This window comes from Arthrobacter sp. zg-Y820 (assembly GCF_030142155.1).
Lineage (GTDB): Bacteria > Actinomycetota > Actinomycetes > Actinomycetales > Micrococcaceae > Arthrobacter_B.
The window spans coordinates 2,917,237-2,930,148 of the sequence record NZ_CP126247.1 but is presented as its reverse complement, the minus strand read 5'-3'; the positions used below and the strand labels follow the sequence as shown (position 1 = coordinate 2,930,148).

The 12,912-nt window shown below is 69.1% G+C and carries 11 protein-coding genes and 1 pseudogene; 8 read left to right on the top strand and 4 right to left on the bottom strand.

The features are described from left to right. Positions 1 to 105: 105 nt before the first annotated feature. The 8 genes from hemE to hemL all read left to right on the top strand — a co-directional run bounded on the left by hemE (position 106) and on the right by hemL (position 8,895). Positions 106 to 1,167 carry a uroporphyrinogen decarboxylase gene (gene hemE, locus QNO08_RS13220; RefSeq protein ID WP_229964998.1) on the top strand — a complete coding sequence of 354 codons (1,062 nt, stop codon included), beginning with the start codon at positions 106 to 108 and terminating at the stop codon, positions 1,165 to 1,167. A gap of 2 nt (positions 1,168 to 1,169) precedes the next feature. Then, positions 1,170 to 2,687: a protoporphyrinogen oxidase gene (hemG, locus tag QNO08_RS13215; protein ID WP_229964999.1), complete on the top strand. Its 1,518-nt coding sequence runs from the start codon at positions 1,170 to 1,172 to the stop codon at positions 2,685 to 2,687. 73 nt (positions 2,688 to 2,760) lie between these two features. Then, entirely contained in the window at positions 2,761 to 3,480 is a 720-nt protein-coding gene (gene hemQ, locus QNO08_RS13210; protein ID WP_229965000.1) for a hydrogen peroxide-dependent heme synthase, read from the top strand. Then, entirely contained in the window at positions 3,480 to 4,685 is a 1,206-nt protein-coding gene (locus tag QNO08_RS13205) for a ferrochelatase (protein WP_442860468.1), read from the top strand. Before hemQ ends, QNO08_RS13205 begins: the two co-directional genes overlap by 1 nt. Further along, the gene (gene hemC, locus QNO08_RS13200; protein WP_229965001.1) at positions 4,685 to 5,641 is read left to right on the top strand and encodes a hydroxymethylbilane synthase; all 957 of its coding nucleotides are present in this window, start codon (positions 4,685 to 4,687) and stop codon (positions 5,639 to 5,641) included. The genes QNO08_RS13205 and hemC overlap by 1 nt, the downstream gene beginning before the upstream one ends. A 24-nt stretch (positions 5,642 to 5,665) precedes the next feature. Then, positions 5,666 to 6,544, top strand: coding sequence for a uroporphyrinogen-III synthase (locus QNO08_RS13195; RefSeq protein ID WP_229965002.1), 879 nt, complete (start codon positions 5,666 to 5,668; stop codon positions 6,542 to 6,544). Positions 6,545 to 6,574: 30 nt separating this feature from the next. Beyond that, complete coding sequence (gene hemB, locus QNO08_RS13190; protein WP_229965003.1) at positions 6,575 to 7,558, top strand: porphobilinogen synthase; 984 nt, start codon at positions 6,575 to 6,577, stop codon at positions 7,556 to 7,558. Next, a complete protein-coding gene (hemL, locus tag QNO08_RS13185) occupies positions 7,558 to 8,895 on the top strand; it encodes a glutamate-1-semialdehyde 2,1-aminomutase (protein WP_229965004.1) in 1,338 nt (445 codons plus the stop codon). The genes hemB and hemL overlap by 1 nt, the downstream gene beginning before the upstream one ends. Before the next feature lie 101 nt (positions 8,896 to 8,996). On the opposite strand, the gene QNO08_RS13180 is transcribed toward hemL, so the two are convergent. From QNO08_RS13180 to QNO08_RS13165, 4 genes and pseudogenes are all read right to left on the bottom strand, one after another. Further along, on the bottom strand, positions 8,997 to 9,836 hold the full coding sequence (locus QNO08_RS13180; protein ID WP_229965005.1) for a MetQ/NlpA family ABC transporter substrate-binding protein: 840 nt from the start codon (positions 9,834 to 9,836) through the stop codon (positions 8,997 to 8,999). Between the two features lie 352 nt (positions 9,837 to 10,188). Further along, a pseudogene (locus tag QNO08_RS13175) lies at positions 10,189 to 10,866 on the bottom strand (methionine ABC transporter permease); the annotation flags it as partial. Continuing rightward, positions 10,863 to 11,852, bottom strand: a complete 990-nt coding sequence (locus QNO08_RS13170; RefSeq protein ID WP_229965006.1) for a methionine ABC transporter ATP-binding protein — start codon at positions 11,850 to 11,852, stop codon at positions 10,863 to 10,865. The gene QNO08_RS13170 and the pseudogene QNO08_RS13175, both read right to left, overlap by 4 nt. A 327-nt stretch (positions 11,853 to 12,179) precedes the next feature. Continuing rightward, a complete protein-coding gene (locus tag QNO08_RS13165; protein WP_229965068.1) occupies positions 12,180 to 12,863 on the bottom strand; it encodes a 3'-5' exonuclease in 684 nt (227 codons plus the stop codon). Between the last annotated feature and the right edge of the window lie 49 nt (positions 12,864 to 12,912).

Below are 12,912 nucleotides of genomic sequence, written 5' to 3'. Positions count from 1 at the left end.
AACCTGGGCCCTTTTCGAGGTGTTTCCCGTCACCTCGGGGGTCTGCGCGGGCACCGCCGGAGCGGCTGGTTATCGTTCGGGCCGGATTTTGGAGAGAATCAGGGTATGACTCTTAGCGCCTCTCATCCGCTCATGGATGGCCGCACGGCCGATTCCCCTCTGATTACTGCGTACCGCGGGGGAATTCCGTCCCGCCGACCGGTCTGGTTTATGCGTCAGGCCGGCAGGTCGCTTCCGGAATACCGCAAACTGCGGGAAGGGACCGCAATGCTGGATTCCTGCCTGGATCCGGCCATGGCCTCGGAAATTACCCTGCAGCCGGTTCGTCGGCATGACGTTGATGCGGGGATTTTCTTCTCGGATATTGTCATCCCGCTCAAGCTGGCAGGCGTCGACGTCGACATTGTTCCCGGCGTCGGGCCGGTCCTGGGTTCACCGGTGCGCACGGCGGCCGATGTCGCTGCGCTGCCGACGCTGACCGAGGAGGCCCTGGAGCCGATCCGTGAAGCTGTCCGCCTCACCGTGGCCGAACTCGGCACAACGCCCCTGATCGGCTTTGCCGGAGCCCCGTTTACGCTGGCCGCCTACATGGTGGAGGGCAAGCCGTCCCGCGACCATCTGGGCCCCCGGACCATGATGCATGCGGATCCGGACACCTGGCAGGCCCTGACCTCCTGGGCAGCTGATGCTTCGGGCATGTTCCTGCGTGCCCAGCTGGAGGCCGGCGCCAGCGCCGGGCAGCTGTTCGACTCCTGGGTCGGATCCCTGGGCCTGGCCGATTACACCCGCCACGTCGCGCCGGCCTCGGCGCGGGCGCTGGACCACGTCCGGGATCTGGGCGCTCCGCTGGTGCACTTCGGCACCGGCACCTCCGAGCTGCTCGGTGCCATGCGCGACGTCGGCGTCGACGTGGTCGGCGTGGACTACCGGCTGCCGCTGGATGAGGCCAACCGCCGGCTGGGCGGAACCACGCCGCTGCAGGGCAATATCGACCCCGCACTGCTGGAAGCCCCCTGGCCCGTGCTGGAGGCACACGTCCGCGAAGTGCTGGCGGCCGGAGCCGGAGCCCCCGGCCACGTCGTCAACCTGGGCCACGGCGTCCCGCCGGACACCGATCCGGACGTCCTGACCCGTATTGTCGAGCTGATCCACTCGGTGGAGCCGTAACCATGCCGCACCGTCCGGTTCTTCCCCATTTCCCGGTTTCCCGGAAATCCAACCCCGAGACTGAAGCAGCGGAACTCCCCGTCCCGGCTCGGAGCGCCGTGGTGGTTGGCGGCGGAATTTCCGGCCTGATTGCGGCCCGCGACCTGGCCCGCGGCGGCCTTGCCGTGACGCTGCTGGAAGCCGGCGCTGCCGTGGGCGGCTGCGTGGGCACCCACTCCGTCGCCGGCCTGACCCTGGACAGCGGAGCGGAATCCTTCGCCACCCGTTCGCCGGCCGTTCCCGAGCTGATCGGGGAACTGGGCCTGGGCGACGCCGTCGTAAGCCCCAACCGGGACGGTGCCTGGCTGCAGCTCGCCGGCGAGGACGTCGCTGCCGCCGCCCAGCGGATGCCGCAGAGCGGCCTGCTCGGCATCCCCGCCGATCCCCGGGCACCTGAAATCGTCCGGGCCATCGGGCGGGCCGGCGCCGCCCGGGCGGCCTTGGACAAGATCCTGCCCGTCGGTGCCCTGGCCCGCAGGGAAAGCGTCAGCCTCGGCGAGGTGGTCCGCGCCCGGATGGGTGATGCAGTGCTGCGCCGGCTGGTGGCACCCGTTGTGGGCGGCGTTTATTCGTCGGATCCGGACGTCCTGGACGTGGACTCCGTAGCTCCCGGGCTGCGCGCGGCCTTGGCCAAGCACGGGTCGCTGGCTGCGGCTGTGGGGTCCCTGCGCGCCTCGGCGCCCGCCGGCTCCGCTGTTGCCGGCCTTGCCGGCGGCATGGGCAGGCTCAGCCGCGCTCTGGAGGAGGATCTCGCGGCCCGGGGCGTCAAGGTGGATACCGGTGTGGCCGTGGACTCGGTGGCACGCGACGGCGCCGGATGGACCGTTTCCGCTGCCGGACGCACCCTGTCCGCGGACGCGCTCGTGGTGGCAACCGACGGTCCCGCCGCCGTGGACCTGCTCGCCGGCACCGTGCCGGAACTCGCCGCCGCCCGCCCGGGCCCGGGCCCCGGCGTCGCACTCGTGACCCTGGTCATCGACCAGCCGGACCTTGACGCCCATCCCCGCGGCACCGGTGTCCTCGTGGCCGAAGACGTTCAGGGCGTGGATGCGAAAGCCCTGACCCATGCCACGGCCAAGTGGCAGTGGCTTGCGGACTCCACCGGACCGGGCACCCATGTGCTGCGGCTGTCCTACGGGCGGGCGCTCAGCGCGGCAGACGCGGCGTCAGCCCGGCCCAGCCCGGTGGAACGGGACGACGACGATCTCTTCGCTCAGGCGCTGGCCGACGCCTCGGTGCTGCTCCAGGTTCCACTGGGCGTTGACGACGTCGTCGGCTGGGATGTGGTCCGGTGGGTGGGGGCACTTCCCTCCGCCGCCGTCGGGCACCGGGACCGGGTCGCCTCGGTCCGTGCCGCCGTCGACGCGGTTCCCGGGCTGGAAGTTGTCGGAGCATGGCTGGCCGGCACCGGACTGGCCGCCGTCACCGCCGACACCCGCACCCGGATGTCCGGTCTGGTGGAGCAGCTGGACCAGTTGTGACATTAGCCACTTCTACACCAAGTAGAAGTGGAGTATTTCGTCTAAGCCTGCCCGGAAGGGCAGACTGTTAATCATGAGTGAGCCCATGGGTCAGAGCACCGAAGAAACAGCCGTTAACGAAGAACAGTTCTTTACCCTCTGGACCGTTTTCAAGCGGTCTGCGGCGGGCGGAGCCGGCGCTGACGCTGCCGACACCGAAGAAAACACCAGGGCCTTCGAGGCCCTCACGCAGGAGCTCGCCGGCCGGCAGGTCACCCTGCGCGGGCTGTACGACGTGTCGGCCATGCGCGCCGACGCCGACATCATGGTGTGGCTGCACGGCGGCCGCGCCGAAGACCTGCAGTCCGCCGTCCGCGAGATCCGCCGCTCGGGCCTGTTCGCCGGCACTGAAATCGTCTGGTCGGCCATGGGCGTGCACCGGGATGCCGAGTTCTCCAAGAACCACTGGCCCTCCTACGCCCGGGGCATCGCTCCCGAAACCTGGATCTGCGTCTACCCGTTTGTCCGCTCCTACGAGTGGTACCTGCTGCCGGCCGAGGAACGCGGCAAGATGCTGCGCGACCACGGCATGCTCGGCCGTGAATTCCCCCAGGTCCTGGCCAACACCGTGGCCTCCTTCGCCCTGGGTGACTGGGAGTGGATCCTGGGCCTCGAGGCCCCGAACCTGACCGACCTGGTGGATATGATGCGCCACCTGCGCTCCACCGAGGCCCGCAATCACGTCCGCGAAGAAATTCCCTTCTACACCGGCCGGCGCATCGCCGCCGCCGAAGTTGCCGAGGTGCTGAAATAATGACTTCCCCCACCAACGAGGCCGGCAACGAGCCCGCGGCCTTCGACCCGTTTGACGGCGTTGACGACAACGGCCGGATGGCGCCGAAGCACTACGACGCCATCCTGTTGGCCTCCTTCGGCGGCCCCGAAGGACAGGAAGACGTCATCCCCTTCCTGCGCAACGTCACCCGCGGCCGCGGCATCCCCGACGAGCGTCTCGAAGAGGTGGCCACGCACTACCGCGCCAACGGCGGCATCAGCCCCATCAACGAGCAGAACCGCGCGCTGAAAGCGGCGCTCGAAGCCGAGCTGAAGCGCCGCGGCATCGACACCCCGGTGCTGTGGGGCAACCGCAACTGGGCGCCGTACATCAAGGACGTGCTGCAGGAGGCCTACGACACCGGCTACCGGCGCCTGCTGATGGTCACCACCAGCGTGTACTCCTCCTACTCGAGCTGCCGCCAGTACCGCGAAGACCTGGGCATGAACCTGCTGGCCACCGGCCTGGACAAGAAGCTGCAGGTGGACAAGGTCCGCCAGTACTTCGACCACCCCGGGTTTGTGGAGCCGTTCGTTGAAGGCGTCCGCGAGTCCATCGCCAACGTCCGCGGCCAGCTGGCCGAACGCGGGGAGGACGGCGGGAAGATTGAAATCCTCTTCTCCACCCACTCCATCCCCACCGCCGACGCCGAAGCTTCCGGGCCGCGCGACCGCGAGTTCGAGGAAGGCAGCGCCTACGTGGCGCAGCACCTTGCCAACGCCCGCGCGATCATCGACCGCATCCCCGAAGCGGCGGGCCTGGACTGGCAGCTGGTGTACCAGTCCCGCTCCGGATCCCCGCACACCCCTTGGCTGGAACCGGACATCAACGATGCCATCGCCGAACTGCCGGCCAAGGGCGTCCGCGGTGCCGTGATTGTTCCGCTGGGCTTTGTCAGCGACCACATGGAAGTCCTCTGGGACCTCGACACCGAAGCCATGCAGTCCTGCCGGGACCTGGGCCTGGCGGCGCACCGCACACCCACCCCCGGCATCCATGAGACGTTCGTTTCCGGCCTCGTGGACCTCCTGTCCGAGCGCACGGCGGAGCACAACATCGCCGACCGCCCGGCCGTGACGAAACTCGGTCCCTGGTACGACGTCTGCCGCCCCGGCTGCTGCGCCAACCTGCGCGGAGAGAAGCCGACGATCGCCGGCGCCGACTCCACAGTGGGTGTCCAGTAGTGGCGCAGTCGCCCGTTCTGATCGGGACCCGGGGCAGCGCCCTGGCCGTCACCCAGACCACGACCGTGGCCAATGCACTGTCCGACCTGGGCGGCTTCGACGTCGAACTGGTCCGGATCCGGACTGAGGGGGACATCAACCGCGCCGCTCTCTCGCAGATCGGCGGCACCGGCGTTTTCGTCGCCGCGCTGCGTGACGCGCTGCTGCGCGGGGACTGCGACGTTGCCGTGCACTCGCTTAAGGACCTGCCCACCGGGGCGGCCGAGGGCCTTGCCATCGGCGCGATTCCCACCCGGGTGGACGTTCGTGACGCGCTCTGCGCCCGGGACGGCCTGATCCTGGCCCAGCTTCCGCAGGGCGCCCGTGTGGGCACCGGATCCCCGCGCCGGGCCGCGCAGCTGCGCGCCGCGCGTCCGGACCTGGAAGTGGTTGATATCCGCGGCAACGTCGACACCCGGCTGGGCCGGGTCGCCGGCCTCGTGGAGGGCGCCCCCGGCGACCTCGACGCCGTCGTCCTGGCGGCTGCGGGACTGGCGCGCCTGGGCCGGCTGGAGATGGTCTCGGAATTCCTGGACCCCTCGGTGATGCTGCCGGCTCCGGGCCAGGGCGCCCTCGCCGTGGAGTGCCGGAGCTCCGACGCCGCCGACGGTCCGCTGAGCCGTGCTCTTGCGGCCTACGACAACAATGCCGCCCGGCTGACAGTGACCGCCGAACGGGCGCTGCTGAACCGGCTGGAGGCCGGCTGCACCGCACCGATCGGCGCCCTGGCCACGCTGACCGAGACGCGGCTGCAGCTGGAAGCCGTGGTGTGCAGCGACGACGGAACGCGGGTTATGCGGCGTTCGGCCGCAACCGCGGTGCTGGACGAAGACGGTGCCCGCTCCCTGGGCATCCGCCTCGCCGAAGACCTGCTCGCCGCCGGCGCGGCGTCCCTGACGGACCTCGCGGTCAGTTGATGCGCCGTTCCCGGAGCTGCTGACGTGGCAGCCAGGAAACCCCGGCCGGAGCTCGCGGGACTGACAGTGGTCCTCCCGCGCACTCCGGACCGGGCGGCCGCCATGGCCGCCGAACTCGCCGAGCGGGGCGCGGCCGTGGACCTGATGCCGCTGATCGATTTCCAGTTCCCCGAGGACACCACCGAGCTGGACCGGGCGCTCAAGGCACTGCGGTCCGGACGTTTTGCGTGGGTGGTCTTCACCAGCGTGACAACGGTCCGGGCCATGGTCCGGCGCTGCGCCGCGCTCGGGGTGCCGGTGCCCACCGCCATCCCGTCCGGAACCTGCGTCGCTGCCGTGGGAGCAGGCACACGGCAGGCCCTCGAAGACATCGGGCTGGACGTTGACCTGATGCCCGACGGTGACCAGTCCGCCCGCGGGCTGGCAGAATCCTGGCCCCACCCCTCAGCGTCCGATCCCGAGGGCGGTGCCCTGCGGATCCTCCTGCCCCAGGCCGACCTGGCCGATCCGGCACTGTCCAACGCCCTGACCGGGCTCGGCTGGGACGTCCGCACGGTCACCGCTTACTGCACTGTCGACTACCCGGCGGCGGGCGTGCGCTTCACCCCGGCAGCCGACGACGGCGCGGCCGGCGGAAGCCGCCTGCTCACCCCGCAGGAATTCCTGGCCGGGGCGCCGGCCGGTCCGCGCGCCGTCGTCCTGACCTCGCCCAGCATTGCCACCCGCTTTCTGCGGCAGTGCGCGCCGGTTCCGCCGGGCACGCTGCTTGTCGCCATCGGGGACAGCACCGCCGCCCGGATGACCGAGCTGGGCGTGAGCCCGCAGGCTGTGGCGCAGCAGCCCACGCCGGCGGGAATAGCACAGGCCCTTGCCGTTGCTGTTGCTAAGAGCCCCTCAACCTGAATTTCCCAGAAACCCGGAAGGCAGAACACCATGAGCTTCCCCCAGCACCGTCCGCGCCGGCTGCGCACCACCCCCGCCATGCGGCGGCTGACCGCAGAGTTCCGGCTGGATCCCGCCGAGCTGATCCTTCCGGCCTTCGTCCGCGAGGGCCTGACCGAGCCCAATCCGCTGGCCTCGATGCCCGGCGTCGTGCAGCACACGCTGGACAGCCTGAAGAAGGCGGCCGCGGAAGCGGTGGACCTGGGCGTCGGCGGCATCATGCTCTTCGGCATCCCGGCCGAGCGGGACGCCGTCGGCAGCGCCGGAACTGATCCGAACGGCATCCTGAACCGCGGCATTGCCGCCGTCCGCGAGGAGGTGGGCGACGAGCTCGTCATCATGAGCGACGTCTGCCTGGATGAGTTCACCGACCACGGGCACTGCGGCGTCCTGGATGCACAGGGCCGGGTCGACAACGACGCCACGCTGGAAATCTACGGCCGCATGGCCGTGGAGCAGGCCCGGGCCGGGGCCCATGTGCTGGGCCCGTCCGGCATGATGGACGGCCAGATCGCCGTGATTCGGCGCGCCCTGGACGAGGCCGGTCACACCGATGTGTCGCTGTTCGCTTACGCCGCCAAGTACGCCTCCGCCTTCTACGGGCCGTTCCGCGAAGCCGTGGACTCCCAGTTGAAGGGGGACCGGCGCACCTACCAGATGGACGCCGCCAACCGCCGTGAGGCCCTGGTGGAAGTGGAACTGGACCTTGAAGAGGGCGCCGACATGGTGATGGTCAAGCCGGCCATGAGCTACCTCGACGTGCTGGCCGATGTGGCCGCCATGTCACCGGTGCCCGTGGGTGCTTACCAGATCTCCGGCGAGTACGCGATGATTGAAGCCGCTGCCGCCAACGGCTGGATTGACCGCCGCCGCGCGATTGAAGAGTCGGTCCTTGGCATCAAGCGGGCCGGCGCGAACATGATTCTCACCTACTGGGCCACCGAACTGGCGGCCTGGCTGAAGGAAAGCAAGTAATGACTTCACCTGCAACAGCCACCTCCTCCCAGGAGCTCTTCGACCGTGCCCGGGCCCTGATGCCCGGCGGCGTGAACTCGCCGGTGCGGGCCTTCGGGTCCGTCGGCGGCACACCCCGGTTCATGGTCTCGGCCAAGGGACCCTACATCACCGATTCCGAGGGCCGCGAGTACGTGGACCTGGTCTGCTCCTGGGGGCCGGCCCTGGTGGGGCATTCCCATCCGGACGTGCTGGCTGCCGTGCACGCCGCCGTCGACAACGGGCTGTCCTTCGGAGCCTCCACCCCGGCTGAGGCCGAGCTGGCCCAGCTGGTGATGGACCGGGTGCCGGCCGTGAAGCGTCTGCGCATGGTCTCCACCGGCACCGAAGCCACCATGACCGCCGTTCGGCTGGCCAGGGGCTTCACCGGCCGCAACCTGATCATCAAGTTCGCCGGGTGCTACCACGGCCATCTTGACGGTCTGCTGGCCGCCGCCGGCTCGGGCCTGGCCACGCTGGCCCTGCCCGGATCCGCCGGCGTCACCGAAGCGACAGCCGCCGAAACGCTGGTGCTGCCGTACAACGACGTCGCGGCCGTGGAGGCTGCCTTCGCCGAGCACGGTGCGAACATCGCCGCCGTCATCACCGAAGCCGCCCCCGCGAACATGGGCGTGGTGACACCGGAGCCCGGCTTTAATGCGGCGCTTTCCCGGATCACCGCCGAACACGGGGCGCTGCTGATCCTGGATGAAGTGCTGACCGGATTCCGCACCGGACCTGCCGGCTACTGGGGGCTCACGGGCGGCGCCGCCGACGCAGCCGAGCCCTGGGCGCCGGATCTGTTCACCTTCGGCAAGGTCATTGGCGGCGGCATGCCCGTCGCCGCCCTGGGCGGCCGTGCCGATGTCATGGACTACCTGGCACCGCTGGGACCGGTCTACCAGGCCGGAACCCTGTCCGGCAATCCGATCGCCATGGCGGCCGGCGTTGCCACGCTGCGCGCCGCCACCGCCGAGGTCTACGCCACCGTGGACGCCCGCTCCGCCGAGCTCTCAGCAGCGGTGTCCGCGGCTCTGGACGCGGCCGGCGTGGACCACAGCATCCAGCGGGCCGGCAACCTGTTCAGCGTCGCCTTCGGCACCTCGGCCACCGGCGTGCACAACTACGAGCAGGCCCAGGCCCAGCAGGCCTTCCGCTACAAGCCGTTCTTCCACTCGATGCTGGATTCCGGCGTTTACCTGCCGCCGTCGGTCTTCGAGGCCTGGTTCCTCTCCGGCGCGCACGACGACGCCGCGATGGAACGCATTTACGCAGCGCTGCCGGCGGCCGCGAAGGCTGCCGCCGACGCCCAGCCGTAGGTCCCGCGCCCGGGATCCAAACGGATCAGAAAAGCCCCGCACCGGTCAGAACCGGTGCGGGGCTTTTCTTTTTCAGCGGGGTGGCGGACTACCGGGCAGCCTTAGAAGGCGGCGGTGACGTCACCGTTGGGCCAAGTTTCCTCGATGAAGGTCTTGACCTCGGGGGAGTGCAGCAGCTCTTCGAGCTTGTCGATGCGGGCGTCCTTGTTGCCGGTCTTCCAGGCCACGAAGTTGGCGTAAGGGTTGTCCTCGACGGATTCCACCAGCAGAGCATCATCGGTGCTCAGGCCGGCGGCCAGGATGTAGTTGCCGTTGAGGATTGCCAGGTCAACGGTGGGATCGCTCAGGTCGTTGACCAGCAGTTCCGGCTGGTTCTCGACAAAGTCCAGGCCCTTGGGGTTCTGCTCGTCGGTCAGGGCGAGCACCGAGGCGTCGTCCTCGATGTTCTCCAGCAGGCCGGCCTCTTCCAGGAGCGTCAGCGCGCGGGCCTGGTTGGACGGGTCATTGGTGATGGCGATGCGGGCGCCGTCGCCGACGGCCGAGATGTCCTCGTGCTTTTCCGAGAACACTGCGTACGGCTCCACGTGGACGCCGGCGCCGTGTTCAAAGTCGTAGCCCTGCGACTCGACCTGGGACTCGAAGTACGGCAGGTGCTGGTAGTAGTTGGCGTCCAGCGAGCCGTCATCCAGGGCGATGTTCGGAGTGACGTAGTCGTCGAATTCCTTGATTTCCAGGTCCAGGCCCGCGTCGGCGGCCAGGTTGTCGTCAACGTACTGGAGGATCTGCGCGTGGGGCAGCGGGCTGGCGCCCACCGTCAGGGTCGCCGGGTTGGCCGGGTCCAGGGAATCGACGGAGGTGGAAGCTTCTTCCGAGCTTCCACAGGCCGACAGCGCCAGGGCCGCGGCCACACCGGTGGCAACAAGGGTCAGAGATTTACGCATCGGATGCGTTCCTTTCAAGTGACCCGGGTCGGGAGACTTCCGGCCCGGACAGGGAGCAGCTAGCGGCTACTGGCTGCAGATTCGCGGGCGCCGCCCGCGGAGAGCGGGGCGGCGGCCCGGAAAGCGGAGGTGGCAACGGGGATTGCCGGACGGGCGTCGGGCGTCAGCGGGACGTCCGGGTGCCGGAGTTGCCGCGGCCGCCTTCGGCGGCGGCCTCGGGGGAGGCTTCGGCGGCGGCGAGCTCGTCCGACGGCTGGCCGGACCGGGCGGAGGCGCCGACAGACGCGGCCGTGCCGGCAGCCGCGGCGGCTGCCTGCGGACGGCGGCGGCGTTTGCCGGAGCCGCCGGCCGAGCGGTGGTCCACCCGGCGGGCAACGATGTCGCCGGTGATCTGGATGATCTGGACAATCGCCACGATCACAATGATGGTGACCACCATGACGCCGCTGTCGAAGCGCTGGACGCCGTAGTTGTAGGCCAGCCGGCCCAAACCGCCGCCGCCGACGATGCCGGCCATGGCCGAGTAGCCGACCAGGGTCACCATGGTGGTGGTCAGGGCGGCTACCAGCCCGGGCATGGCTTCGGGCAGCAGGACCTTGGTGACAATCTGCATTTTGGTGGAACCCATCACCAGTGCGGCGTCGATCTTGCCGCCGGAGACGTCGCGGAGCGCGGTTTCCACCAGGCGGGCAAAGAACGGAATGGTGCCGATGCTCAGCGCCACGCAGGCGGCGATCGGTCCGATCGAGGTGCCGGTGATGATTCGGGCCAGCGGAATCAGCGTCACCATCAGGATGGCGAACGGAATCGAGCGGGTGATGTTCACGATCACTCCGCTGACGATCCTGTTGGTCACCGGCAGCGGACGCAGGCCGCCGGGTGCGCTGGTGTGCAGGAAAATGCCCAGCGGCAGGCCGATCAGCAGTGTCACCAACCCGGAAATGGCGACCATCTGCAGCGTTTCCAGAATGGATTCGGGCAGTGCCTTGGTGATTCCGGGGTTGTTCAGGAGTTCAGTAAGGAAGTTCATGCGGCCACCTCCACGGCAACGCCCTGGTCGGCGAGATAGTCGGTAACGGCTCTCATGTCAGTGTGGACATCGAGCTGGATGCGCAGCCGGCCGAAGCGGCGGCCCGCGAGGGTCTCCACGGAACCGGCCAGGACGTTGACGTCGGTGTCGAAGCGCCGGGTCAGGGCGGAGAGCACCGGCTCGGTGGCGTTGCCGCCGGTGAGCAGGAGCTCCAGGACCGGACCGGTCGGGTCCCCGGGAAGGATGGGGGTGGCCGGCAGCGGGATGAGCTGCTTCGCCAGCCGGCCGCCCAAGTTCGAGGCGACCTCGTTCAGGGCGCCGTGCTCCGCCACGCGTCCGGCTTCAAGCAGGGAGACGGAGTCGCAGATGCGCTTCACGACGTTCATTTCGTGCGTGATGATCAGCACCGTCAGCCCCAGGCGGTGCGACAAATCAGCGATGAGGTCGAGGATGTCGTCGGTGGTGGCCGGATCCAGTGCGGAGGTGGGCTCGTCGCAGAGCAGGATGTCCGGGTCCGACGCCAGGGCGCGGGCAATGCCCACACGCTGCTTTTGGCCACCGGACAGCTGCGCCGGATAGGCGCCGCCGAAGCTTTCCAGGCCGACCAGGCGCAGCAGGTCGGAAACCTTGTCCTGGATGACCTGTTTCTTGGCGCCGGCCAGTTCGAGGGGGTGGGCAATATTCGCTGCCGCGGTGCGGGAGTCCATCAGGTTTGCGTGCTGGAACACCATGCCGATGCGGCGCCGCGCGGTGCGGATCTCGGAGTCCTTCACCGCTGTCAGTTCCCGGCCGTCGATGGTTACCGAGCCCGACGTCGGCCGGTCCAGCAGCGTGAGGCAACGCACCAGCGTTGACTTGCCGGCGCCGGAGTGCCCGATGATCCCGTGAATGGATCCCTTGGGCACGCTCAGGCTGACGCCGTCGAGCGCGGTGACGTCGCGGTCGCCCTGGCGGTATACCTTGCGCAGGTCGGTAACTGTGATCATTGATCCTCGTGGTCTACGTAGGGGGCCGGCCAGTGGCCGGTTGCCCGCGGCGGATGTGATGGGGCACGTCCGGGGCCGGGCCTGGGGAGGTGTCTGCCAATCCCGTGGCACGAGGCGCCGGGTCCGCAGGAGCGCCCCTGCCACGGGGGTCTCCAGGGCACGCCTGGGGCGCCATCAGCGCCTAACACAGGTGCAAGTATCTCATGCAGAGGGCTCAGGACATGATTCATGCCGATGTATGAAGCAGGCTTCCTTTATGTTGCGTCCTGTGACTCACGGTATTGCCTTCCGGCTGCGTGGATGACCCGTCCTGCCCGGGCGCGGAAGTCAGGCGCGGGCGGGCCAGGAGCCGTCCACCACGGCTGCCGGGTCCTTGCGCCTCAGATAGTCCTGGAAGCTGGCGGCCTGTGCGCCGGCCCAGCCGATCTGCGCCTGGTGCAGCGCTCCGGCGTCGCCGTGCAGCGCGGGATAGCGTCCGGCCATGGCGCGGGCAACGCCCAGCGTGGCCATGACATCCGCCGCAGAGGTGTGGGCGTTCTCGAACCCGACACCGTAGTGCTCGGTCAGGGCGGTGAGAGTGCGCTTGCCGCGGCGGTACCGGTCCACCTGCTTGTCCAGGATGTAGGGGTCGATCACCGGAGCGGGTGCCGGCGCGGTCAGGTTGAAGCGTTCGCATTCCCGGTTCAGGACGGTGAAGTCGTAGCAGGCGTTGAAGGCCAGGACCGGGATGCCGGCGGCAAACATGCCTCCGAGCACGCCGGCGATTTCAGCGGTCACCTCAGGCGCGGGGCGGCCTTCGGCCCGGGCACGCTCGGTGCTGACGCCGTGGATGGCGGCGGCTTCGGCGGGGATGTCCTCCTCGACTGCGGCGAGCCACTCGTGGTGCTGCAGAATCTCCCCCTGTCCATTGACGAGAATGATGGAGGCGGTGACGATGCGTGCGGTGTGCGGATCGCGGCCGGTGGTCTCAAGATCAAAGGCCGCGTGGGGGAGTTCATGCCAGCTGTTCATGAAATAAACGTACCGGCGGGCACCGACATTCGAAGATTCAGGGGTCCGC